The organism is Plantactinospora sp. KLBMP9567, from assembly GCF_033446045.1.
Classification (GTDB): Bacteria; Actinomycetota; Actinomycetes; order Mycobacteriales; family Micromonosporaceae; genus Plantactinospora.
Genome location: NZ_JAWQRR010000048.1, coordinates 38,345 through 60,147 on the forward strand (window position 1 = coordinate 38,345; position 21,803 = coordinate 60,147).

Annotated in this window: 23 protein-coding genes; 12 read left to right on the forward strand and 11 right to left on the reverse strand. The window is 70.5% G+C overall.

Annotated elements, in window-relative coordinates; translation table 11 throughout:
- The first annotated feature begins 49 nt into the window (after positions 1 to 49).
- The 5 genes from R6Y94_RS36190 (at position 50) to R6Y94_RS36210 (ending at position 3,782) form a co-directional block, all read left to right on the forward strand.
- Positions 50 to 334 carry an acyl carrier protein gene (locus tag R6Y94_RS36190; RefSeq protein ID WP_318400995.1) on the forward strand — a complete coding sequence of 95 codons (285 nt, stop codon included), beginning with the start codon at positions 50 to 52 and terminating at the stop codon, positions 332 to 334.
- A gap of 173 nt (positions 335 to 507) precedes the next feature.
- Complete coding sequence (locus R6Y94_RS36195; protein WP_318400996.1) at positions 508 to 1,872, forward strand: long-chain fatty acid--CoA ligase; 1,365 nt, start codon at positions 508 to 510, stop codon at positions 1,870 to 1,872.
- Positions 1,873 to 1,921: 49 nt separating this feature from the next.
- The gene (locus R6Y94_RS36200; RefSeq protein ID WP_318400997.1) at positions 1,922 to 2,695 is read left to right on the forward strand and encodes an SDR family NAD(P)-dependent oxidoreductase; all 774 of its coding nucleotides are present in this window, start codon (positions 1,922 to 1,924) and stop codon (positions 2,693 to 2,695) included.
- Complete coding sequence (locus tag R6Y94_RS36205) at positions 2,689 to 2,967, forward strand: acyl carrier protein (protein WP_318400999.1); 279 nt, start codon at positions 2,689 to 2,691, stop codon at positions 2,965 to 2,967. The genes R6Y94_RS36200 and R6Y94_RS36205 overlap by 7 nt, the downstream gene beginning before the upstream one ends.
- Positions 2,964 to 3,782, forward strand: coding sequence for a thioesterase II family protein (locus tag R6Y94_RS36210; protein WP_318401001.1), 819 nt, complete (start codon positions 2,964 to 2,966; stop codon positions 3,780 to 3,782). The genes R6Y94_RS36205 and R6Y94_RS36210 overlap by 4 nt, the downstream gene beginning before the upstream one ends.
- 192 nt (positions 3,783 to 3,974) lie before the next feature.
- Here R6Y94_RS36210 and R6Y94_RS36215 read toward each other — a convergent pair whose 3' ends face one another.
- The 8 genes from R6Y94_RS36215 to R6Y94_RS36250 form a co-directional block, all read right to left on the reverse strand.
- Positions 3,975 to 4,793, reverse strand: a complete 819-nt coding sequence (locus R6Y94_RS36215) for a 4'-phosphopantetheinyl transferase family protein (RefSeq protein ID WP_318401003.1) — start codon at positions 4,791 to 4,793, stop codon at positions 3,975 to 3,977.
- Between the two features lie 155 nt (positions 4,794 to 4,948).
- Complete coding sequence (locus R6Y94_RS36220; protein ID WP_318401005.1) at positions 4,949 to 5,635, reverse strand: L-ribulose-5-phosphate 4-epimerase; 687 nt, start codon at positions 5,633 to 5,635, stop codon at positions 4,949 to 4,951.
- The gene (gene araB / locus R6Y94_RS36225; protein ID WP_318401007.1) at positions 5,632 to 7,299 is read right to left on the reverse strand and encodes a ribulokinase; all 1,668 of its coding nucleotides are present in this window, start codon (positions 7,297 to 7,299) and stop codon (positions 5,632 to 5,634) included. Before araB ends, R6Y94_RS36220 begins: the two co-directional genes overlap by 4 nt.
- A 172-nt stretch (positions 7,300 to 7,471) precedes the next feature.
- On the reverse strand, positions 7,472 to 8,470 hold the full coding sequence (yjfF, locus tag R6Y94_RS36230; RefSeq protein ID WP_318401009.1) for a galactofuranose ABC transporter, permease protein YjfF: 999 nt from the start codon (positions 8,468 to 8,470) through the stop codon (positions 7,472 to 7,474).
- Positions 8,467 to 8,610: a hypothetical protein gene (locus R6Y94_RS36235; protein WP_318401011.1), complete on the reverse strand. Its 144-nt coding sequence runs from the start codon at positions 8,608 to 8,610 to the stop codon at positions 8,467 to 8,469. Before R6Y94_RS36235 ends, yjfF begins: the two co-directional genes overlap by 4 nt.
- Positions 8,607 to 9,659, reverse strand: coding sequence for an ABC transporter permease (locus R6Y94_RS36240; protein ID WP_318401013.1), 1,053 nt, complete (start codon positions 9,657 to 9,659; stop codon positions 8,607 to 8,609). The genes R6Y94_RS36235 and R6Y94_RS36240 overlap by 4 nt, the downstream gene beginning before the upstream one ends.
- The gene (locus tag R6Y94_RS36245; RefSeq protein WP_318401014.1) at positions 9,659 to 11,257 is read right to left on the reverse strand and encodes a sugar ABC transporter ATP-binding protein; all 1,599 of its coding nucleotides are present in this window, start codon (positions 11,255 to 11,257) and stop codon (positions 9,659 to 9,661) included. Before R6Y94_RS36245 ends, R6Y94_RS36240 begins: the two co-directional genes overlap by 1 nt.
- Before the next feature lie 45 nt (positions 11,258 to 11,302).
- Positions 11,303 to 12,247: an ABC transporter substrate-binding protein gene (locus tag R6Y94_RS36250; protein ID WP_318401049.1), complete on the reverse strand. Its 945-nt coding sequence runs from the start codon at positions 12,245 to 12,247 to the stop codon at positions 11,303 to 11,305.
- Positions 12,248 to 12,656: 409 nt separating this feature from the next.
- On the opposite strand from R6Y94_RS36250, the gene R6Y94_RS36255 reads away from it, so the two are divergent.
- Both R6Y94_RS36255 and R6Y94_RS36260 read left to right on the forward strand, forming a co-directional pair.
- Positions 12,657 to 13,640: a LacI family DNA-binding transcriptional regulator gene (locus R6Y94_RS36255; protein WP_412102961.1), complete on the forward strand. Its 984-nt coding sequence runs from the start codon at positions 12,657 to 12,659 to the stop codon at positions 13,638 to 13,640.
- Positions 13,641 to 13,918: 278 nt separating this feature from the next.
- Positions 13,919 to 14,266, forward strand: a complete 348-nt coding sequence (locus R6Y94_RS36260; protein WP_318401017.1) for an Lsr2 family protein — start codon at positions 13,919 to 13,921, stop codon at positions 14,264 to 14,266.
- 139 nt (positions 14,267 to 14,405) lie between these two features.
- Here R6Y94_RS36260 and R6Y94_RS36265 read toward each other — a convergent pair whose 3' ends face one another.
- On the reverse strand, positions 14,406 to 15,686 hold the full coding sequence (locus R6Y94_RS36265; RefSeq protein ID WP_318401018.1) for a L,D-transpeptidase: 1,281 nt from the start codon (positions 15,684 to 15,686) through the stop codon (positions 14,406 to 14,408).
- 198 nt (positions 15,687 to 15,884) lie between these two features.
- Here R6Y94_RS36265 and R6Y94_RS36270 point away from each other — a divergent pair, with 198 nt between their 5' ends.
- Entirely contained in the window at positions 15,885 to 16,493 is a 609-nt protein-coding gene (locus tag R6Y94_RS36270; protein ID WP_318401019.1) for a DUF1349 domain-containing protein, read from the forward strand.
- Between the two features lie 184 nt (positions 16,494 to 16,677).
- Here R6Y94_RS36270 and R6Y94_RS36275 read toward each other — a convergent pair whose 3' ends face one another.
- Positions 16,678 to 17,472, reverse strand: a complete 795-nt coding sequence (locus tag R6Y94_RS36275; RefSeq protein ID WP_318401020.1) for an IclR family transcriptional regulator — start codon at positions 17,470 to 17,472, stop codon at positions 16,678 to 16,680.
- On the reverse strand, positions 17,469 to 17,804 hold the full coding sequence (locus R6Y94_RS36280; protein WP_318401021.1) for a carboxymuconolactone decarboxylase family protein: 336 nt from the start codon (positions 17,802 to 17,804) through the stop codon (positions 17,469 to 17,471). Before R6Y94_RS36280 ends, R6Y94_RS36275 begins: the two co-directional genes overlap by 4 nt.
- A gap of 199 nt (positions 17,805 to 18,003) precedes the next feature.
- Here R6Y94_RS36280 and R6Y94_RS36285 point away from each other — a divergent pair, with 199 nt between their 5' ends.
- The 4 genes from R6Y94_RS36285 to R6Y94_RS36300 are packed head-to-tail and all read left to right on the forward strand — an operon-like array spanning position 18,004 to position 21,753.
- On the forward strand, positions 18,004 to 18,966 hold the full coding sequence (locus tag R6Y94_RS36285; protein WP_318401023.1) for an ABC transporter substrate-binding protein: 963 nt from the start codon (positions 18,004 to 18,006) through the stop codon (positions 18,964 to 18,966).
- A complete protein-coding gene (locus R6Y94_RS36290; protein WP_318401025.1) occupies positions 18,963 to 19,289 on the forward strand; it encodes a hypothetical protein in 327 nt (108 codons plus the stop codon). Before R6Y94_RS36285 ends, R6Y94_RS36290 begins: the two co-directional genes overlap by 4 nt.
- A complete protein-coding gene (locus R6Y94_RS36295) occupies positions 19,286 to 20,155 on the forward strand; it encodes an ABC transporter ATP-binding protein (protein ID WP_318401027.1) in 870 nt (289 codons plus the stop codon). The genes R6Y94_RS36290 and R6Y94_RS36295 overlap by 4 nt, the downstream gene beginning before the upstream one ends.
- Positions 20,152 to 21,753 carry a thiamine pyrophosphate-binding protein gene (locus R6Y94_RS36300; RefSeq protein WP_318401029.1) on the forward strand — a complete coding sequence of 534 codons (1,602 nt, stop codon included), beginning with the start codon at positions 20,152 to 20,154 and terminating at the stop codon, positions 21,751 to 21,753. Before R6Y94_RS36295 ends, R6Y94_RS36300 begins: the two co-directional genes overlap by 4 nt.
- Positions 21,754 to 21,803: the final 50 nt, after the last annotated feature.

Here is a 21,803-nt window from a genome sequence, read left to right on the forward strand (position 1 = left end):
CCGGAGCGCACGACGGGCAGCAGCACGCGACGAACGCGGAGGAGACTTCATGACGACAGCCGAGCCGGATGTTTCGGAACGCGTCCGAGAGTACGTCGTCAACAGATTCCTCCTCGGCGACGACGAGGGACTGTCAGACACCGCCTCGCTGCTCGAGCAGGGGATCGTCGACTCCCTCGGGCTCGTCGAGCTGGTGCTCTTCGTCGAGGAGACGTTCGGGCTCTCCCTCGGCGAGGAAGAGGTGACCAACGGAAACCTCGACTCGATCGAGCGGATCAGCAGGCTGGTGGAGGCGAAGATGGGGCTCTCACCCGACGGACACGGCCGTGGTTAGCGCCGCCGAGGACGTCCGCCGACGGAACGACCCGGACGGACGGACCCTTCCACGGCGGCGCGGGTCGGTGACGTGCGTCGGTCCGGCGCCGGGCGGTGAACGTGTCGACCTCACGCCCCACCCCGAACCTGTCGGGTGGCCGGGTCGGGCATCCGGCCCGAAGCGGAGCAGGTATGGAACCTGAGGCCGGGACCGGAGCGGGTCTGGTGTTCCTCGAACGGCTGCGGGCGCACGCCGGGGCACAGGCGTTCGTGCACGGCGACGAGCCGCTCAGTTACCGCGCTCTCGGTTCGATGGTGGACGAGTGGGTGGCCTATCTGGAGTCCGAGTCGATAGGCCCTGGTGACGTCGTGATGCTCGAAGGGGTCTGTTCTCCGGAGGTGGCCGCCGCATTGCTGGCGCTGGTCACCCGGCGGGCCATCGTCGTCCCGATCACCCCGAGCCCGGTGGAGGGTGTCGGCACCTACCTCGACGTCGCCGAGGTGGAAGTGGTGGTCAGTGTCGACCGGTACGGCGACCGGGTCTCGCGGAGGACCGGACGGGCGGCCACGAACGGGCTCCACGAATCGCTGCGGGCCACCGGCAGGCCCGGCCTGGTCCTGTTCAGTTCCGGTACCTCGGGGCGGACGAAGGCGACGGTTCTCGACTTCGCGAGGCTGCTGATCCGCTACCACACCGTAGCCGGAGGCGGCCGGAGGACGATCTTCTTCCTCAACCTGGACCACATCGGCGGAATCAACACGCTGCTGCACACGCTGAGCTCCGGAGGAACGGTCATCACCGTCCCCGACCGGGCCCCGGACACCGTACTCGCGAGCATCGTGCGGCATGGTGCGGAGATACTGCCGACGACTCCGACGTTCCTGAACATGCTTCTCGCGGTCGGCGCGCACCGGCGATTCCGCACGGACACCCTGGAACTCGTCACGTACGGGACCGAGCCGATGCCGGACCGGACACTCGAACTTCTCCGCACCGCGCTCCCGGGGGTACGCCTGAAGCAGACCTACGGGCTCTCGGAGTTGGGAATCCTCCCCACGAAGTCGAAGGCGGACGGCAGTGGATGGATGAAGCTCGGCACCGCCGGCTTCGCCCACAAGATCGTGGACGGAGTCCTCTGGATCAGGTCGGACACCGCGATGCTCGGATACCTCAACGCCGGGGCGGAATTCGACGAGGAGGGATACTTCAACACCCACGACGTCGTGGAGACCGACGGGGAGTACCTCAGGGTGCTGGGACGACGTTCGGAGATCATCAACGTCGGGGGCGAGAAGGTCTATCCCGCCGAGGTGGAGAACGTGATCCTCGGAATTCCGAACATCGCCGACGTCACCGTCAAGGGACGTCCCAGCCCCGTCACCGGCATGGTGGTGACGGCGACCGTGCACCTCCAGCACGACGAGGACGATCGCAGTGTCCGCCGCCGGGTGCGCGAGTACTGCCGCAGCCGCCTGGCCCCCTTCAAGGTGCCCGCACTCGTCACCGTGTCCCGGGAGGCACTGCATTCGGCGCGCTTCAAGAAGGCCAGGGGATAGTCGCGTCCAGCGCCGACGACGGCGAGCCGGCAGGAAGGGAGTCAACGGCGTGAGCACGTCGCTTGGGCAGCTCGGAGCCGACCGAGCCGGGAAGGGCTCGACGAGCCGGTTCGCGGTCGTCACGGGAGCCAGCCGCGGCCTCGGTGCCGAAGTCGTCCGTCGCCTGCTGGCCGAGGGGTGGAAGGTCGCCGGCCTCAGCCGCTCCAGCAGCCCGTTCATCGAGGAGGCCGCGGCGGGGCACCCCGACGCGTTCTGGTGGCACTCTCTCGACCTCGGGAACCCGGCCGAGGTGCGCGCGCCCATACGCGAGGCGTACCGCCGCTTCGGGCCGGTCGACCTGCTACTCAACAACGCCGGTGTCACGCACGAGGAACTACTGCTCACGACACCGACCTCGGTGATGGAGTCGCTGGTGACGACGAACCTGGTGGGTGCGATGGCGGTAGCTCAGGCGTGCGCCCGCCTGATGATCGGTCGAGGTGGGGTCATCGTGAACGTGTCGTCCGTCAACGCCGTCCGGGGCGTACGAGGAGTGTCCGCGTACGCGGCGAGCAAGGCCGGGCTGGACGGGTTCACCCGGGCGTTGGCTCGGGAACTCGGGCCACTCAACATCCGCGTCAACTCCGTCGTGCCGGGCTATTTCGACAGCGACATGACGGCGCGGATGCCGCCCGAAGCGCGCGAGCGGATCCGCCGCCGCACCCCGCTCGGCCGGCTGGCGAATGTCGCGGAGATCGCAGACGTGGCGCTCTTCCTCGCGTCTCCCGCGGCGGCTTTCGTCACGGGACAGTCCCTGGTTGTCGATGGAGGTTTCACGTGTTGATCCGGAAGGCGATCGCCGAAACCGTGGTGCGGCAGGTCCGCGGGGTCCTCGAGGACAACGGTACCGAGACGGGATCGGTCGACCTCGATGCCTGCCTCGTGGAGCTGGGCTTCACCTCGCTGATGCTTGCGGAACTGCTCGTCAACCTGGAAGCCGAGTTGGAGGTGGACCCGTTCCAGGAGACGTCCATCTCAGACGTCGGCAGCGTCGGTGAACTGGTCGCGGCATACGAGACGGCCCATGCCCGGACGGCCGGAGTAACCGGGGAGTGACAGCCGACCTGGGCCGGAGCACGGCGGCGGTGCGAGTACGGCGCCTGGTCGGGCGCGCGGACCCCACTCCCGACACGTCGGCGCTCTCCACCCTGGTGCTGCTGCACCACGCCGCCGGGTCCGCGGAGAGCTTCCGCCCGATCCTGCCGTACCTGCCGGCCGACTGGACGATCCTCGCACCTGAGCTGCCTGGCCGGGTGGCCGCTGGCGGCCGCGTCGGGGTTGCCAGCCTCATGGAGGCCGTGCACACGCTGGTACCGCTTCTCGTCGAGGGAACCGTCAGACCGTATGCGGTGTTCGGGCATTGTCTGGGCGCCGTCCTAGGGTACGAACTGAGCCACGCACTCGCCCGGCATGGCTGCCCGCCCGTGTGGCTGGGCGTTTCCGGCAGCCCGGCACCGCATGCCGCCGCGGGAAACCTGCAACACGTGGTGCGGCAGTGGAATTCGTCGGGCCTGCTGGAGTTCGCCCGCGCACTCGACGGCATCCCCGACCGCACCTGGCAGAATGCAGCGCTCACCGAGCGGATCCTGCGTACCTTCGACGCGGATCTGCGCCTGATGGCCGATCATCGCCCGCCACTGGTCGAACCGCTTCCGGTGGCCGTGTCCGTCTTCGGCGGTGACGCCGACCCCTTTGTGACCGCCACCCAGATGCGTAGCTGGACCAGCATGGGCAGCTCACCCGCCCCCGTGCACCTGTGGTCAGGCGGCCATTTCTACCTGTACGAGCAACCGGCCGAGGTCTGCGCCCGGATAGTGGACGACGCCACGGCAGCGGCGATCCGCCGCCGGGCGCGGGACGACGGCACGTGACTGCTCCCGCGCGGGGTCTGGGCGCGTCCTTACGGAGAGCCAGGACGACCGGTGCGGCGGAGCTGGACGGGCACAGCCGGGTGAGCGACGCACTCGGCGAGGCACCGGAGCGGACACGGTGCAGACCGGGCCGGATGTCGGCGTGCAGACCGGGCCGGATGTCGGCGTGCAGACCGGGCCGGATGTCGGCGTTCAGACCGGGCCGGGCATCGGGCGGCCGGCCGCGAACGATGCCGGGAACTCCGCCCGGCTGATCCGGACCGGCAGGCTGGAGAGCACCGCGACGGCGGCGGTGTAGTCCGGGCCGGCGTCGAGGTCGTGCAGCTGCACCGGCCCGTCGAGGGGACGCCCGGCGGCCCAGTCGACCAGCCGGGCCGGCTCGTCCGGCGGGGTCAGCGTGATCCGGTTCATCGGTACGGCCAGCCCGTGCCCGGTCGCCTTCAGCAGCGCCTCCTTGCGGGCCCAGTACCCGAAGAAGGCCCGGCGGGCGGACTCCGCAGGCTGGTCGGTCCACCAGCTCAGTTCGGCCGGCGACAGCACGCTACCGCTCAACGCGGCCACGTCGGTACCGTCGGTCAGCTCCTGCACGTCCAGGCCGACCGGGTCGGTGGCCACTGCGACGGCGACCCACTCCCCCGAGTGGGTGAGTGAGAAGTCGAGCTTGGTGGCGGGTCGGTCGACCACCGGCTTGCCGTGCCCGGCGCCGCAGTGCCGGCAGTGCCGGGAGAAGCCGAGCTGCCCGGCCGGCATCCCGAGGTAGTGCCCGAGCAGCATCCGCACCCCGACGTGGGCGGCCTGGTAGCGGTCCCGGTCGGCGACCCGCCGGAACCGGGCGTGCCGCTCCCGCTCCTCGTCGTCGAGCACGTCGAGCCCGGCCCAGTGCGCCGGACCGATCGGCAGCCGCCACACCTGGCACTCCCCCGGCACCGGCGGCACCGGGACGCCCGCCCCGGCACGCGTCGGGGCGGCCGCCCCGGGCAGGTCGTCGGGCGGTCGACGGGATCCGGTCAACTGGCACCACCAGGGGTCGTGGGTGGACGGCGGGCACGGGCGCGCCCGCCCGGGACATTCTGGCGCGAGCATGCCAGTCCGGCTGCCGGCGCACCAGCCCGGGGGCGGGCGCGCGGGCCGCCGGACCGCCCCGGCCTCCGCCGCCGGCCCGGACGTCAACGCTGGCCGTAGACCCCCTGGTAGCGCTCGTAGAGGGCGTCGATGTGCCGGGGCTCGATCGGCACCAGCGGGCCGCCGGCCCGGGCGATGTGCACGGTACGCGCGACGTCCTCGCACATCACCGCCGCCTTCACCGCCGCCTTGGCGCTGGCCCCGATGGTGAAGACCCCGTGGCTGCGCATCAGGACCGCCGGTGAGCGGTGTCCCTCCAGGGTGGCGACGATGCCCTTGCCGATGTCGTCGCCGCCGATCAGCGCGAACGGCCCGACCGGGACCTCCCCGCCGAACTCGTCGGCCATGGCGGTGAGCACGCACGGGATCGCCTCGTCCCGGGCGGCCCAGGCGGTGGCGTACGGGCTGTGTGTGTGCACGACGCCGTTGACCTGCGGCATGTGCCGGTAGACGTACGCGTGCGCGTCGGTGTCGCTGGACGGCGAGTGGTTGCCGTCCACGACGTCCCCGTCCAGGGTCGTCACCACCATCGACTCCGGGGTGAGGTCGTCGTACGACACTCCGCTGGGCTTGATCACCATCAGGTCGGCGCCGGGCACCCGGGCGCTGACGTTGCCGCTGGTCCAGGTGACCAGCTCCCAGCGGGTGAGCTGCTCGTGCAGCCGGCACACCTCCTGACGGATCCGGGCGACGGCGTCGCTGATCGTGCCGGTGAGTCCGCCGCTGGTCATCGGCGCACCTCCTCGCGTAGCGCGTGTAGCCGGTGCAGCACGTCGTTACCGCCCCGGCCGAAGTAGTCGTGCAGCCGCTCGTACTCGGCGTAGAGCCGGTCGTACACGTCGGCGCTGGCCGGGTCGGGCTGGTAGACGCCCCGCCGGACCTTGCCCATCGCGGCGGCCGCGGCGGTGATGTCCGGATACGCCCCGGCCGCCACCGCGGCGTGGATCGCCGAGCCCAGCGCGGGCCCCTGGTCGGAGTCGATCACCGACAGCGGCCGGCGCAACACGTCGGCGTAGACCTGCATCAGGAAGGTGTTCTTGAGCAGGCCGCCGGCGACGATGAACTCGGTCACCGGCACCCCGGCGTTCTCGAAGGCGGCGACGATGGTCCGGGTGCCGAAGGCGGTCGCCTCGATCAGGGCGCGGTACTGGTCCTCCGGCCGGGTGGCCAGGGTCTGTCCGACGATCACCCCGGAGAGGTCGTGGTCGACCAGCACCGAGCGGTTGCCGTTGTGCCAGTCCAGCGCGACCAGCCCGTGCTGGCCGGGGCGCTGCGCGGCGGCCAACTCGGTCAGGTGTTCATGCACCCCGATCCCCCGCCGGGCGGCCTCCTCGGCGTAGCCGGCCGGTACGCAGTGCTCGACGAACCAGCCGAAGATGTCCCCGACACCGCTCTGCCCGGCCTCGTAGCCGAGCTTGCCGGGCACGATGCCGTCCTGCACCACGCCGCACATCCCGGGCACCTCGGCCAGGGCGTCCGCGACCATCACGTGGCAGGTCGAGGTGCCCATGATGGCCAGCAACTGACCGGGCTCGACGGCGTTCGCGGCGGCGGCGGTGACGTGCGCGTCGACGTTGCCGACCGCCACCGCGATCCCGGCCGGCAGCCCGGTGGCGGCCGCCGCCTCCGGGGTCAGCCGGCCGGCCAGCCCGCCGAGCGGGGCGAGCGGGTGGGCGAGCCGGGTATCCACGAAGTCGGCGAAGTCGGGGTGCAGCGCGGCGAGGTAGTCCCGGGACGGGTACTGCCCGTCCTGGTGGATGCCCTTGTAGCCGGCGGTGCAGACGTTGCGGGTCTCCTCGCCGCAGAGCTGCCAGATGATCCAGTCGGCCGCCTCGATCCACCGCTCGGTCCGGGCGTAGACCTCGGGATCCTCGGTGAGCACCTGGAGCGCCTTGGCGAACTGCCACTCGGCGGAGATCCGCCCGCCGTACCGGGACAGCCAGGGCTCGCCGCGCTGCTCGGCCAGCTCGTTGATCCGGTCGGCGTGCCGCTGCGCGGCGTGGTGCTTCCACAGCTTCGGGTACGCGTGCGGCCGGTCGGCGAGCCCGGGGACCTCGTTCAGCGGGGTGCCGTCGGCGAGGGTTGGCAGCACGGTGCAGGCGGTGAAGTCGGTGCCGATCCCGATCACCGCATCCGGGGCCACCGAGGCGACCGAGAGCGCCTTGGGCACCGCCTCGCGCAGCACCGACCGCCAGTCCTCCGGCATCTGCAGCGCCCAGCCGCCGGGCAGTTTGGCCCCGGTCTCCGGCAGCCGGTCGTCGATCACCTCGTGCCGGTACTCGTGCACCGCCGAGCCGAGTTCGGCGCCGTCCGAGACCCGGACCACCACCGCCCGGCCGGAGAGCGTGCCGAAGTCGACACCCACCACGTACCGGTCCGCACCGTTAGCGCTCACTCGTGTCCTCCTGGACTTTCTCTGTTCTCCCTCGCCGGCCGCCCGCGCCCGGTGGACCGGCTCGCGGCGCCCCCACCGGAGCCCCCGCTACCCCGCCAGCCAACCATGGTGTTAGCGCTACCACCAGGCCGGGTCCGGTCGACCGGCGCCCGCCGGAGCGGGCGGATCCCGGCTATGCCTGCCGCCGGGTCACGGTGCGCTGCAGCACGATGAACACGAACAGCAACACACCGATTACGATCTTGGTCCACCAGGAGCTGAGATCGCCCTGGAAGGTGACGATGGTCTGGATCAGCCCCAGCACCAGCACCCCGAGCACCGTGCCGACCAGGTAGCCCGAGCCGCCGGTCAGCAGCGTGCCGCCGATCACCACGGCGGCGATCGCGTCGAGTTCCAGGCCGACCGCGTGCCCGTTGTTGCCGGAGAGCATGTAGAAGCTGAGCAGCAGCCCGCCGAGCGCAGAGCAGAACCCGCTGATCGTGTAGACCCCGATCCGGGTACGCCCGACCGGCAGGCCCATCAGCAGCGCCGACTGCGGATTGCCGCCGATCGCGTACGTGTTGCGGCCCAGCCGGGTGTAGCCGAGTACGTAGATGCCGATCGCCACCACCACCAGCGCGATCACCACACTGATGGAGATGAAGAAGCCGCCGAAGCGGATCCGTTGCTGGGCGACCGAGGTCCAGAACGGGTCGTCAATGGTGATCGACGAGGTGCTGATCGTGTAGCAGAGCCCGCGAGCCAGGAACATCCCGGCCAGGGTGACGATGAATGGCTGGATCTCGAAGTAGTGGATGATGCAGCCCATCGCGCAGCCGAGCAGGGCGCCGAGCAGCAGCACCAGCGGCAGCACGAGATACGGTGACCAGCCCCGTTCCTCCAGCAGCGAGGCGGAGAGCATCGTGGTCAGCGCCACCACCGAGCCGACCGAGAGGTCGATACCACCGGTCAGGATCACGAACGTCATGCCGACCGCGACCACCAGCAGGAACGCGTTGTCGACGAAGACGTTCAGCACCACCTGGGTGTCGGAGAAGCCGTCGTAGCGCAGCACCCCGGCGCTGTACATCAGGGTCAGCAGGGCGGAGGTGGCCAGCAAGGGAAGGTACTTCTGCTGCGGGCGCAACATCCGCGCCCGACCGTTCGCGACGGTACCCGGAACGGCGGTCATGCCCCCACCTCGATTCGCTCACTCCGCTCGCCCATGCCGGCACTCCGCTCGCCCATGCCGGCACTCCGCTCGCCCATGCCGGCACTCCGCTCGCCCATGCCGGCACTCCGCTCGCCCATGCCGGCACTCCGCTCGCTCATGCCGGCACCTCGATCTTTGGCTGCTCGCGCTCTGGAGCGGGCGGCAGTGGTGGTTTCCGGCGCCGACCGAAGACCTTGGCCCGGAAGGCCGGCGACTGGAGCAGGCAGACGACCGTCACCACCAGCGCCTTGAACAGCAGGGTGGTCTCCGGCGGGATGCCGATGGTGTAGATCGTGGTGGTGAGGGTCTGGATGATCAACGCGCCCAGCACCGTACCGCCGAGGGAGAACCGGCCACCCGCCAGTGACGTACCGCCGATCACCACCGCCAGGATGGCGTCCAGCTCGATCCAGAGGCCGGCGTTGTTGCCGTCCGCGCTGGAGACGTTGGAGCTGATCATCAATCCGGCGACTCCGGCGCAGAAGGCGGCGAAGACGTACCCGGTGAAGATGATCCGCCGGGCGTGGATGCCGGCCAGCCGGCTCGCCTCGGCGTTGCCGCCCACCGACTCGATCAGCAGACCCAGCGCGGTACGCCGGGTGAGCAGCAACGCCAGCCCGAAGACCAGCATCGCGACCAGGATCGAGAACGGCACGGTCAGCCAGTAGCCGCCGCCGATCAACTTGTACGGCGAACTGTTGATCGTGATGATCTGCCCATCGGTGATGAGTTGGGCCAGCCCCCGGCCGGCGACCATCAGGATCAGGGTGGCGATGATCGGCTGGATGCCGAACTGTGCCACCAGAAGCCCGTTCCAGGCGCCGAGCAGCAGGGCCAGCCCGAGGGCGACTCCCACCGCGGCCAGCACACCGAGCACGCTGTTCTGGTCACCCAGCTCGCTGATCCGCAGGCAGGCCAGCGCGCCGCAGATGGCCACGACCGAGCCGACCGAGAGGTCGATACCGCCGGTGGCGATCACCAGGGTCATGCCGAGCGAGACCAGGATCAGTGGCGCTCCGAATCGCACGATGTCGACCAGGCTGCCGTACAGGTGCCCCTGGCGGACGTCGACGACGAAGAAGTCGGGGGTGAAGAACAGGTTGCTGACCAGCAGGACCACCAGGGTCAGCACCGGCCAGAAGAACCGGTGCCGTACGAGGTTGGCCATCACACCTCCTCCCGGACGACGGCCACGTCCGGATCGTGCGGGCGGCCGGCCGCGTCCGGTGGCGCGCCGCCGTGGCCGCTGGCGATGATCGCCATGATCCGGTCGGCGGTCACCTCGTCGTCGTTGGCCAGTTCGTCGACCATCTGCCGGTCCCGCAGTACGGCGATCTTGTGGCTGAGCCGGAGCACCTCCTCCAGCTCGGCGGAGATGAAGAGCACCGCCATCCCGCCGTCGGAGAGCGCGGCCACCAGCCGCTGGATCTCGGCCTTGGCGCCCACGTCGATGCCCCGGGTCGGCTCGTCCAGGATCAGCACCCGCGGTTCGGTGATCAGCCAGCGGGCCAGCAACACCTTCTGCTGGTTGCCGCCGCTGAGCTGACCGACCAGCGCCTCCGGGTTGGCCGGCACGATACGCAGCGCCTTGACGTACTTGTCGACCAGCTCGTCCTGCCGGCGCCGGGGCAGCGGACGGGACCAGCCCCGGGCGGCCTGCAGGGCCAGGATGATGTTCTCCCGCACGGTGAGGTCGGCGACCAGCCCCTCGGTGCGCCGGTTCTCGGAGCAGAAGGCGATGTCCCGGGCCATCGCGGTGCGCGGGCCGCGCATGGCCACCGGTTCGCCGTCCACCTTGAGCTCCCCGGAATCGGCCCGGTCCGCGCCGAAGAGCAACCGGGCCACCTCGGTACGCCCGGAGCCGAGCAGCCCGGCCAGCCCGACCACCTCACCGCGGTGGATGGACAGGCTGAACGGGGCGACCGCGCCGCCCCGGCCGAGCCCGGCCGCCTCGACCACCGGCCGGCCCCGCTCCAGCGCGGCCAGCGAGCGCCGGGGCTGCTCCTCCAACTCCTCCAACGCCGCGAGTTCCTTGCCGATCATCGCGCTGACCAGGTCGAGCTGGCTCAGCTCCCGAGTGACGTACTCACCGACCCGGCGCCCGTTGCGCAGCACGGTCATCCGGTCGGAGATCTCGTAGACCTGGTCGAGGAAGTGGCTGACGAACAGGATCGCCATGCCCTCCTCCTTGAGTTGGCGCATCACCCGGAAGAGCTGCCCGACCTCGTCGGCGTCCAGGCTGGATGTCGGCTCGTCCAGGATCAGCACCTTGGCGGAGATGTCGATGGCCCGGGCGATCGCGACCATCTGCTGCACCGCCAGGGAGAGGCTGCCGAGCGGGGCCGTGACGTCGACGTCCAGCCCCAGCCCGTCGAGCAGTCGCCGGGAACGACGCCGCAGCTCGCTCCAGTGGATGGCGCCGAAGCGACGCGGTTCCCGGCCGATGTGGATGTTCTCCGCGACGGAGAGGTTGGCGCAGAGGTTGACCTCCTGGTAGACGGTGCTGACCCCGGCCTGCTGCGCCTGCAACGGGCCGGCGAAGCGGACCGGGGTGCCGTCGAGGACTATCTCGCCCTCGTCCACGTCGTACACCCCGGTCAGCACCTTGATCAGTGTCGACTTCCCGGCGCCGTTCTCACCCATCAGCGCGTGCACCTCGCCGGGGAAGAGCCGGAAGTCGACCCCGTCGAGTGCCCGTACGCCGGGGAACCGTTTGCCGATGCCGGCCATGGTCAGGATCGCCCGGGGCTCCCCCGACGTCTCCATCCGCCCTCCTCCGTCCGTCGCGTCGCCGCGGTGCGGGATCCTCGGCTAGTACTGCCGGCTCGGCAGCGCGGCCTTGGCCTGCTCCTGGGTGAAGGTGGTCTCCTCGGTGACCACCCGCTCCGGCACGGTCTCACCGGCGACGACCTTCTTCACCAGATCCATCAGCTGTGGGCCGAGCAGAGGGCTGCACTCGACAATAAAGTTGATCTTGCCGTCGGCGAGCGCCTGCATGCCGTCCTTCACCGCGTCGACAGTAATGATCTTGATGTCGACACCCGGCTTCAGGCCGGCGCCCTCGATCGCCTCGATCGCACCGAGACCCATGTCGTCGTTGTGCGCGTAGAGCACGTCGATGTCCTTGTGCGCCTTGAGGAAGGCGTCCATGACCTCCTTGCCCTTGGCCCGGGTGAACTCTCCGGTCTGCGAGGCGACCACCTTGAACTTCGGGTCCGCCTTGATGACGTCGGCGAAGCCGGACCTGCGGTCGTTGGCCGGCGCCGACCCGGTGCTGCCCTGCAACTCCACGATGTTCACCGGCTCGGCCTTGCCCTGGTATTCGGTGACCAGCCACTCACCGGCCTTCTTCCCCTCAAGCACGAAGTCGGACCCGATGAAGGTCTTGTACAGCGTCTTGTCGGGAGAGTCGATCGCCCGGTCGGTCAGGATGACCGGGATCTTGGCGTCCTTCGCCTCACGGAGCACGGTGTCCCAACCCGATTCCACCACCGGAGAGAAGGCGATCACGTCGACCTTCTGGGTGATGTACGACCGGATCGCCTTGATCTGGTTCTCCTGCTTCTGCTGCGCGTCGGAGAACTGGAGGTCGATCCCGGCCTCCTTGGCGGAGTCCTGGATGGACTTGGTGTTCGCGGTACGCCAGCCGCTCTCGGCGCCCACCTGCGCGAAGCCCAGCGTGATCTTGCCATCGTCGTTTCCGGAGCCGCTGCCCGCGCCGCCGTCGCCTCCACAGGCGGCCAACGCGGTCACCATCAGTCCGCCGAGTACAACGGCGGAGACCTTTTTCAGCACCGTTTCCTCCTCGCCTGGGAACATCGTTGTCTGTCGTAGTTACCGTTCACACGCAAGGCCGACCGGCACCCCTCGCCACCGTCTGCGCGATACCGGAGGCTGCCGCATTCGGCCCAGTCTGCCATGGAGAAAGCCGACCTTCAGGGCACGCCGGACGATCCACAGGGCTTCCTGTTTCGTGAGTGTTAACGTTCTCATGCCGGCCGTCAAGGGGTACTTCCGGCGACGGTATGGATCCGTGATGCTGGAAAGTCGCCGGACCTCCACCGCCAGACGGCCGGCCGAGACAAAGGAGCGGCCGTTGACTGCTGACCGTATCGACGCCGGTGACCAGCCCGGCGGCCCGCCGCCCCGGACCCGGGGCTCGGTGATGCGCGACGTCGCGCGCCTGGCCGGGGTCTCCCACCAGACCGTCTCACGGGTCCTCAACGACCATCCGAACGTCCGGCCGGAGACCCGCGACCGGGTACTCGCGGCGATGCGGGCGCTGAACTACCGGCGCAACTCGGCGGCCCGCACCCTGGTCACCCGCCGGTCCCGCACCCTGGGACTGATCGCCTTCGAGACCACGCTCTTCGGGCCGGCCTCCACTCTGTACGGCCTCGAACAGGCCGCCCGGGCCGCCGGCTACTTCGTCAGCGTGGCGAGCGTACGGACGCTGGACCGGGAGTCGGTGCTGGACGCGGTCGACCGGCTCTGCGAACAGTCCGTGGAGGGCATCGTGGCGATCGCCCCGCAGAGCAGTGTGGGCACCGCCCTGGCCCAGGCACCGGCCGGGCTGGCCGTGGTCGGGGTGGGTGGCGGCGGCGAACACGTACCGACGGTCTGCATCGACAACTCCACCGGCGCCGCGATGGCGACCCGGCACCTGCTCGGACTCGGGCACACCACCGTGCAACACATCGCCGGCCCGCCCGACTGGCCGGAGGCGCGGGACCGGACCGACGGCTGGCGGGCGGCGCTGCACGCCGCCGGCGCCCCGGTGCCGGCACCCCGACCCGGTGACTGGAGCGCTCGGGCCGGCTACGAGCACGGCCGGCTGCTCGCCGCCGATCCGACGGTCACCGCGATCTTCTGCGGCAACGACCAGATCGCCCTCGGCGCGCTGCGGGCGCTGCACGAGGCCGGCCGCCGGGTGCCGGACGAGGTCAGCGTGGTGGGCTTCGACGACGTACCGGAGTCGAGCTACTTCCTGCCGCCGCTCACCACGGTCCGGCAGGACTTCGCCGAACTCGGCCGGCGCAGCCTGGAGCTGCTGATCGAACAACTCGAAAGCGGCGTCCGGACCAACCGCCGGGTGTCGTTGACTCCCCGGTTCGTCGCCCGGACCAGTTCCGGACCGGCGCCCGGCTGAGCGGCGCGCCCGGCAGCGCCGGCACCGGAATGCGTACGGCCGGATTAATCGAGATAGCGCGCCCGGCCCGCAATGACAGCCTCCCACCTGCTGGGGCGGCGCTCCGGCGGCATACCACGGAAGCCTTACCCGGCCGGGATACCGCGCGCGCCAACGCCAGAACCAGAGTCCCGGCGGTTGCCGCCGACGCGCGAGAAATAGCCAATGTCTTGCAGAATTGGCATGCGATCAGTCAAACTCGACACCTAGTAATAAATGTTCACGAGGAGTAATCGACCATGGCGAAGCAGGTAATCACACTTCTGACCGACGACCTCGACGGCGGCGAGGCCGACCGCACTGTCGAGTTCGGCCTGGACGGCGTCAACTACACGATTGACCTGTCGGATAAGAACGCCGGCAAGCTCCGCAAGGCGCTGGACGTTTACATCCACGCGGGCAGCCGGGTAGGACGCGGCTCGGTCGAAAGCCGTCGGTCGGGTCGGCGTGGCGCCGCCACGAGCCCGACGCGAAGTGACCGCGACCTGAACCGCGCCATCCGGGAATGGGCCGTGCAGAACGGCTACGAGGTTTCCGAGCGGGGCCGGATTCCGTCGAACGTGGTGCAGGCGTACAACAGCCGGTGAGCGGGGGCCGGGTGCGGCGTCCCCGTTCCGGCCGGTACGCCCGGCCGGGATGGGCGTCGGCCCAGCCACCCGCCGGACGCCGGGTGCCACCGGCGACGATCGTCGCCGGTGGCACCCGCGTTGCTGCCGCGATGCCGGGTTACCGCCCGCCGCTGCCCGACGACGGGGTCGGCGACGCGGGCGGCTTGTCGGCGGCCGGCGGTCCGCCGTTCGCCGGCCCACCCGGAGCCGGTGACGCCGGCTTGAGGTCGGCCGGCACCGGCAGGGCACTGCCCTTGACGAACTCGTCCCAGGTCACGTTCCAGGCGGTCCAGCCGTTGCCCTGGTCGAGGGTGACCTCGGTGCCCTTGATCGTGACCAGGTCACCGATCCTGGTCGTCTCCATCAGCCACTCCGCGTTCGCGTCCGACACGTTGGTGCAGCCGTGCGAGACATTGGCGTACCCCTGGTCACCGACGGACCACGGTGCCGCGTGGATGAACTCGCCACCCCAGGTCAGTCGCTGCGCATCCGAGACGGTGACCACGTAGGGGTCCGGGGAACCCGTGGTGTCGAAGACCGTCGACTCGTGCTTCTCCATGATCACCATCTTGCCGCTCGACGTCGGGGTGCTGCTCTTGCCGAGGCTGACCGGGATCTTCTTGACCAGCACGTCGTCCTTGAACACCGACATCTGCTTGGTGGCGTTGTCGATCTCCAGGAAGACCCGGTTGCCGATCTTCGCGGTGCCGGAGCGGTCGGTGTCGCCGAAGCTCCCTCCCCCCATCGGTACCCCGTCGAGCGCGGCCCGGACGGTGACCGTCGTCCCCGGGCGCCAGAAGTCGGGAGCGCGGTAGGAAACCTGCCGGCCGTTCTCGTCCCACGACCAGACGCCCGGCTGCGGCGGGTCGGTGCTGACCAGCAGCCGTCGCTGGATCCCGGCACGGGCGTCCTTCGGGACGTCCGAGTCGAATGACACCGTTATCGGCATCGCCACGCCGTAGGTCTGGTCACTCTGCAGATTAAGGTTGGTCACGGTCCGCTTAGCCGGTTTGTCCATGGTGCTGAAGGTCGTCTTCTGGGTGACCGCCTTCCCGGCGTCATTCTTCGCGGTTACCTCGGCGGTGTAGGTCTGCTTGTTCGCCAACGCCTTGCTCGGCATCCAGCTCGTACCATCGGCGCGCATCTCGCCCTCGACCCGGGTGCCGGCGGCATCGGTCACGACCACGTTGGCGACCTTCCCGTCCCTCACCGCGGTACCGATCTCGACGCTCGTCGGCAGATCCCGGCTATCCGGTGCGGGGGTAATCGCCAGCTTCGGTGGCGGCGGTGCCGGCCGGCCGACCCGCTCAAGCGGATTGCCCGTACAGCCCGCCAGAACCAGTGGTATGGCGCTCATCACGAGCACCACCAACAACACCGCTCGACGCCTCAGTACCATGCTCCCCCCACCCCATTCCCTCCGCTCCTGTCGCGAGACTTTCGCCCCGGGTGGTCACGCCGCGGCGCGGCGAGAACCGCCATTACCCGGGGAATCGCCGCTCAACCAAGGGGTAAACCCCGGCGGTGCGGTGGTTTTCCCTCCGACCCGCACCCACCCGGGCCCCCGGGGTGGGTGGTTCTCTGGCATCCTGCTCGGATGCAGCAGATCGACCTCGGCCTACCGACACCGCTGGACTGGGAGGTCGCGCCGCCCGACTGGGCACGCGACGGCATCACCGGGCTCACGGTCAGCGCACCGGCCCAGACCGACCTCTTCGTCGACCCGACCGGCGGCGAGCCCGTGCTCTCCGCTCCCCGGCTGCTGACCGCGGCACCCGAGGACGACTTCCAGTTCTCGGCCCGGGTCAGGGTCGGCTTCGCCGGCAGCTACGACGCCGGCTGCCTACTGCTCTACTCCGGACCCCGGCACTGGGCCAAACTCGCGTACGAACGCTCACCGCAGGGTGCCGCGATGGTGGTGTCCGTGATCAGCCGCGACGTCTCCGACGACGCCAACGGATTCGTGGTCGACGACGCCGCCCCGCTCTGGCTGCGGATCTCCCGACTCGGCCCGGCCTGGGCGTTCCACGCCAGCACCGACGGGACGTGGTGGGAGTTCGTCCGGCATTTCCGGCTCGACCCGGCAGGGACACCGCTGCGGTTCGGCCTGTCGGCGCAGTCGCCGACCGGCGCCGGCTGCCCGGTCTGGTTCGACCGGATCAGCTTCTCCGCCACCCGCCTGGCCGACCTGCGGGACGGTCGGTAGTCCGGCCGTCCCTTCCGGAGTGCCTCGGAGCCCTGGCCGGGGCGAGACAGCCGACGGAGCATCAGAAGTTGCCGGAGATCGAGATCCTGGGGGAGGATTCGGCGTCCGATGTCTGGACGCTGGAGGACATCGTGCCCTTCGAGGCCGGGGGAACGTTCCGCCCGGGCACCTCTCGGCGGCTGACCTAGCGCGACTGGCCGCCGCGCAGATCCTCCTCGATCCGCTTCGCGGTGGCGAGCAGCGGCGGCAGCAGTTCCTTGCGGATCACCTCGGAGCTGCCCCGGCTGGCGTGCGCGGAGACGTTCAGCGCCGCGATCACCGCGCCGTCGGCGTCCCGGATCGGCGCCGCCAGGGACCGCAGCCCCTCCTCCAGTTCCTGGTCGACGATCGCGTAGCCCTGGTTGCCGATCCGGTTCAGGATGGTCCGCAACCGCGCCGGATCGGTGACCGTACGCCGGGTGAGCGGGCGCAACTCGGCGGTGTCGAGGTAGCTGTCGAGCCACCTGGCCGGCTGGGCGGCCAGCAGTACCCGCCCCATCGAGGTGGCGTACGCCGGGAAACGGGTGCCGACGCTGATCGCCACCGTCATGATCCGCTTGGTCGGCACCCGCGCCACGTAGACCACCTCGTCGCCGTCGAGCACCGACATCGAGCAGGACTCGTGTACCTCGGCGACCAGGCTTTCCATGTGCGGCTGGGCCACCTCGGGCAGGCTCAGGCTGGACAGGTATGCGTACCCGAGTTCGAGGATGCGGGCGCGCAGCGAGAAGAGCCGCCCGTCGGTACGCATGTAACCCAGCTCGACGAGGGTGAGCAGGAAGCGTCGGGCCGCCGCCCGGGTCAGTCCGGTCGCCCGGGCCACCTCGCTCAGGGTCAACTGCGGGCGATCGGCGTCGAACGCCCGGATGACCGCGAGTCCCCGCTCCAACGACTGGACGAATTCACCGGTCCGGGCCGTCTCCTCGGTCACCTCGGTCACCCGTCCTCCTGCCGCAGAGTCTCCTGGGCGACCTCGATCGCCCGGTTCGCCGCTGAAACGCCAGCGTAGACGCTCACCTGGAGCAGGACCTCGCGGACCTCCTCCCGGGTCAGCCCGTTGCGCAGCGCGGCTCGGGCGTGCATCGCCAGCTCCTCGTCGTGATGCAGGGTGGCCAGCACGGCCAGGGTGATGCACCTGCGGGTATGCCGGTCCAGCTCCGGCCGGGTCCAGATCTCGCCCCAGGCGTACCGGGTGATCAGGTCCTGGACACGTTCGACATGCGGACTTCCGAGCTTATGACGAACGCGATCTCCGTCCCCCCGATCCGTCAACGAGGTCCCGGCGCCGCTCGGCGCACCGCTCGGCGACGTTGCGGAGAAGTTGCGGAGCGCTTGTTGACGTGAACTCGGTCACTGTGCAAACGTTCCAAATGAGAACATTCGTTCGACTAGCGACCACCATCACCCCCGAGGCTCCTTCGTGAGCCATTCAGCCCGGTCCCGACAGGACCGCCGGACGCCGGGAGACCCGATGCGCCGTCTCGCCACCACCACCACCGCCCTCGCCGCCCTCCTCGCCGTCGCCGCCTGCGGCTCCTCCCCCGACGACTCGCCCGGGGGCGGCTCCGGCGGCGTGGACAAGGTGCAGGTCGGGGCGATCCCCATCGTCGACGTCGCCCCGCTGCACCTGGGCAACAGCAAGGGCTTCTTCAAGGAGCAGAACATCGAGGTCGAGGTGGTCAACACCACCGGCGGTTCCATCGCGGTGACCGGGGTGGTCAGCGGGCAGTTCGACTTCGCTTTCGGCAACGTCGTCTCGCTGATCACCGCCCGCTCGCAAGAGATCCCGGTCAAGGCGATCACGGTGGGGAACTCCTCCACCGGCAAGCCCGGCGCGGACTTCGGCGGCGTCGTGGTGCCGCCGGACAGCCCGATCACCGACGCAGCCGGCCTGGCCGGCAAGAACATCGCGATCAACAACCTGAACAACATCACCGACACCACCACCCGGGCGTCGATCCGCAAGGCCGGCGGCGACCCGTCGAACATCAAGTGGACCGAACTGCCGTTCCCGGAGATGCCGGCGGCGGTGCTGGGCAAGCGGGTCGACGCGGCGATGGTCGTCGAGCCGTTTTTCACGATCGCGCAGAACCAGGGCGCCCGGGTCGTGGCCTACAACTTCGCCGAGGCCATCCCGGACATGACGGTCGCGGCGTACTTCTCCACCGAGCAGACCATCAACCAGAAGGCCGACCTGACCAAGCGGTTCAAGGCCGCGATGGACAAGTCCCTGAAGTACGCCCAGGAGCACCCGGACGAGGCCCGCCAGGTGTTGCAGACGTACACCCAGATCGATCCGGCGGTGGCCGCGAAGATCACCCTGCCGGCCTGGCCCGCCGAGATCAACCGTGACTCGGTGCAGACCCTGGCGGACCTGATGCTGAGCGACGGGCTGATCAAGGAGAAGGTCGACGTCTCGGAACTGCTCCCGTGACCCGAGCCGCCACCGTACCGCCGCCCGCCTCGACCGCACCGGCCCCCACCGAAACGCTGCGCGGCTGGTTCCTCGGCCTGGCGATCGCGGTCGCGCTCGGCGTGCTGGTCGGCTTCGACCTCGGCACCGTACCGGTGCTGCGCGAGTTCACCGCCTCGACCGTCGAGTTCCTCCGGCCGATCCGCTCGGTCGCGTTGATCCCGCTCGCCGTGCTGCTCTTCGGCACCGACCTGCTCGGCGTGGCGGTCAACGTACTGGCCCGGCAACTCGAACGCGCGGTGCTCTCCTGGCACCCCTCGGTACGCGGCGGGGGCACCCGGTGAGCGGTGGCGCGTTCGGCCGGCAGCGAGACCTTCTACCTCCCCCCCGGAAGGTCTACACCGGACGCGGCCGGTCGGTCGAAGCGGTCCGGGATCTCACCTTCTCCGCCGGTGCCGGAGGACTCGTCCGCGTGGTCGGCCCCTCCGGCGCCGGCAAGACCACCCTGCTCAAGTACATCGCCGGCCTACTCCGACCGACCTCCGGCGACCTGGTCCTGGAGGGTGCGCCGGTGCAGGGTCCGCCGACGGGCATGGCCGTGGTCTTCCGGGAGTACGGCCGCAGCCTCTTCCCGTGGATGACCGTCCAGCGCAACGTCGAGCTGCCACTGAAGCAGAAGAAGAGTCTGAGCCGGTCCCGCCGCCAGGAACTCGTGCACACCGCGCTCGCCGCCGTCGGCCTCGCCGACGTGCCGGGCGCCTACCCGTGGCAGCTCTCCGGCGGCATGCAGCAGCGGGTGGCGCGGGCGGTAGTGTACGAGCCGCACATCCTGCTGATGGACGAGCCGTGCGCTGCGGTCGACGCGCAGACCCGGGCCGACCTGAAGGACCTGGTCCGGTCGTTGTGGCAGCGGCTCGGCGTGACCATCCTGTTCGTCACGCACGACATCGACGAGGCGGTCTATCTCGGCCAGCGGGTGCTGGTGCTCCCCGGTTCGCCGACCGTGGTACTCGACGACGTGACGATCGACCTGCCGGCCGAGCGGGACCAGCTCGGCACCCGGTCGTCGGCCCGCTTCGCCGAACTGCGGGCCCAGGTGTTCGGCCAGATCCAACGGGCCAAGAGCGGCTGGAGCACCGACCGCGGCCCGGTGGACGCCCCGACCGGCCCGCCCGGCACGCCAGCACGCCAGCCGACTGGTACCCGATGACCACGGTCCGGGACGCCACCCTGGCGGTGTTGCGCCGGTACGGCGTGGACCGGCTCTTCGGCAATCCGGGCTCGACCGAGGTGGCGTTCCTGGCCGACCTGCCCGACGACCTGACCTTCGTACTCGCCCTGCACGAGGGTTCGGTGGTCGGGATGGCCACCGGCTACGCGCTGGCCACCGGGCGGCCGGCGGTGGTGAGCCTGCACACCACGGCGGGACTCGGCAACGCCGTCGGGGCGCTCACCACCGCCCGGGTCAACCGGGCGCCGCTGGTGGTGCTCGTCGGGCAGCAGGACCGCCGGCACCTGGCCGCCGAGCCGTTCCTCGCCGGCCGGCTCGACCAGCTCGGCACCCCGTACCCGGTCTGGGTGGAGCAGCCGGTGCTGGCCCAGGACGTGCCGGCGGCGGTACGCCGGGCGTGGCACGAGGCGTGCCTGCGCCGCGGCCCGGCCCTGGTGGTGGTGCCGATGGACGACTGGACCGCCGAGGTGGACCCGTCGCTCGGCCGGGCCGCACCGGAGCAGGTCCGCGCGCCGGCTCCCGGACCCGGTCCCGCCGTCGACGAGTTGGCCCGGCTGGTCGACGCGGCCACCGCTCCGGTACTGGTGGTCGGCGCCGGAGCGGACGAACAGGCGGCCTGGGACGCGCTGACCGCACTGGCGGACCGGATCGGCGCGCCGGTCTGGCAGGAGGCGTTCGGCGCCCGGGCCGGATTCCCGCAGCACCATCCCCGGTTCGCCGGTCACCTGCCGGCGGCCCGGTCCGAGCTGCGCGCCACGCTGGCCGGGCACGACCTGGCCCTGGTGGTCGGCACCGCCGCCTTCCGGCAGTACGTCTACGAGCCCGGCCCGCTGCTGCCGGCCGGCCTGACCGTCGCGGTGGTCTCGGCCGAGCCGGACGAGGTGCACCGCAGCGAGGCCGACCTCGCGGTGCTGGCCGACCCGGCCGTCTTCTGCGCCGCTCTGGCCGCCCGGGTGGCGCACCGGGACCGTCCCCCGCCGGACCGCCCGGCCCCGACTCAGGTGCCGCCACCGGCGCCCGGCGAGCCGCTGCGGGCGACGCACGTCTTCGCCGCGCTGGCCCGGCGGCTGCCGACCGACGTCGTACTGGTCGAGGAGACCCCGTCCACCCGGCCGGACCTGCACCGGATGCTGCCGGCCCGGCAGCCGCGCGGCTTCGTCAGCGCGGCGATGGGCGGCCTCGGGTTCGGACTGCCCGCCGCGGCCGGACTCCGGCTCGGCGACCCGACCCGGCCGGTGGTGGCGGTCCTCGGCGACGGCTCGTCGCTCTACGCCGTCCAGGGGCTGTGGAGCGCCGCCCGGTACGGCTGCGGCGTGCTCTACGTGGTGCTCTCCAACGGCCGGTACGCGGTGCTGGACCAGCTCACCGCGCAGTACGGCGGCAAGCCGCCCTGGCCGGCGTTCGACGAGGTCGACGTGCACGGCCTGGCCCGGTCGTTCGGCTGCCCCGCCCGGCGGATCCGGACCCACCCGGAACTCCTCGCCGTGCTGGACGAGGTGGTGCCGACCCTCGCCGACCGGACCGAACCGCTGCTGCTCGACGTCGCCGTGACCCCGAAGCCGCACTTCGCGCCCTGACCCCCGGTCCGCCCGACAAGGCGGCGCACCGCCACCACCCCAAGGAGGTT

Coding starts and splice junctions, on each gene's coding strand:
- R6Y94_RS36300 (WP_318401029.1), top strand. CDS start 20,152: ATGACCACGGTCCGGGACGCCACCCTGGCGGTGTTGCGCCGGTACGGC.
- yjfF (WP_318401009.1), bottom strand. CDS start 8,470: ATGACCGCCGTTCCGGGTACCGTCGCGAACGGTCGGGCGCGGATGTTG.
- R6Y94_RS36270 (WP_318401019.1), top strand. CDS start 15,885: ATGCAGCAGATCGACCTCGGCCTACCGACACCGCTGGACTGGGAGGTC.
- R6Y94_RS36285 (WP_318401023.1), top strand. CDS start 18,004: ATGCGCCGTCTCGCCACCACCACCACCGCCCTCGCCGCCCTCCTCGCC.
- R6Y94_RS36195 (WP_318400996.1), top strand. CDS start 508: ATGGAACCTGAGGCCGGGACCGGAGCGGGTCTGGTGTTCCTCGAACGG.
- R6Y94_RS36265 (WP_318401018.1), bottom strand. CDS start 15,686: ATGGTACTGAGGCGTCGAGCGGTGTTGTTGGTGGTGCTCGTGATGAGC.
- R6Y94_RS36245 (WP_318401014.1), bottom strand. CDS start 11,257: ATGGAGACGTCGGGGGAGCCCCGGGCGATCCTGACCATGGCCGGCATC.
- R6Y94_RS36190 (WP_318400995.1), top strand. CDS start 50: ATGACGACAGCCGAGCCGGATGTTTCGGAACGCGTCCGAGAGTACGTC.
- R6Y94_RS36260 (WP_318401017.1), top strand. CDS start 13,919: ATGGCGAAGCAGGTAATCACACTTCTGACCGACGACCTCGACGGCGGC.
- R6Y94_RS36220 (WP_318401005.1), bottom strand. CDS start 5,635: ATGACCAGCGGCGGACTCACCGGCACGATCAGCGACGCCGTCGCCCGG.
- R6Y94_RS36250 (WP_318401049.1), bottom strand. CDS start 12,247: ATGGTGACCGCGTTGGCCGCCTGTGGAGGCGACGGCGGCGCGGGCAGC.
- R6Y94_RS36255 (WP_412102961.1), top strand. CDS start 12,657: ATGCGCGACGTCGCGCGCCTGGCCGGGGTCTCCCACCAGACCGTCTCA.
- R6Y94_RS36240 (WP_318401013.1), bottom strand. CDS start 9,659: ATGGCCAACCTCGTACGGCACCGGTTCTTCTGGCCGGTGCTGACCCTG.
- R6Y94_RS36235 (WP_318401011.1), bottom strand. CDS start 8,610: ATGAGCGAGCGGAGTGCCGGCATGGGCGAGCGGAGTGCCGGCATGGGC.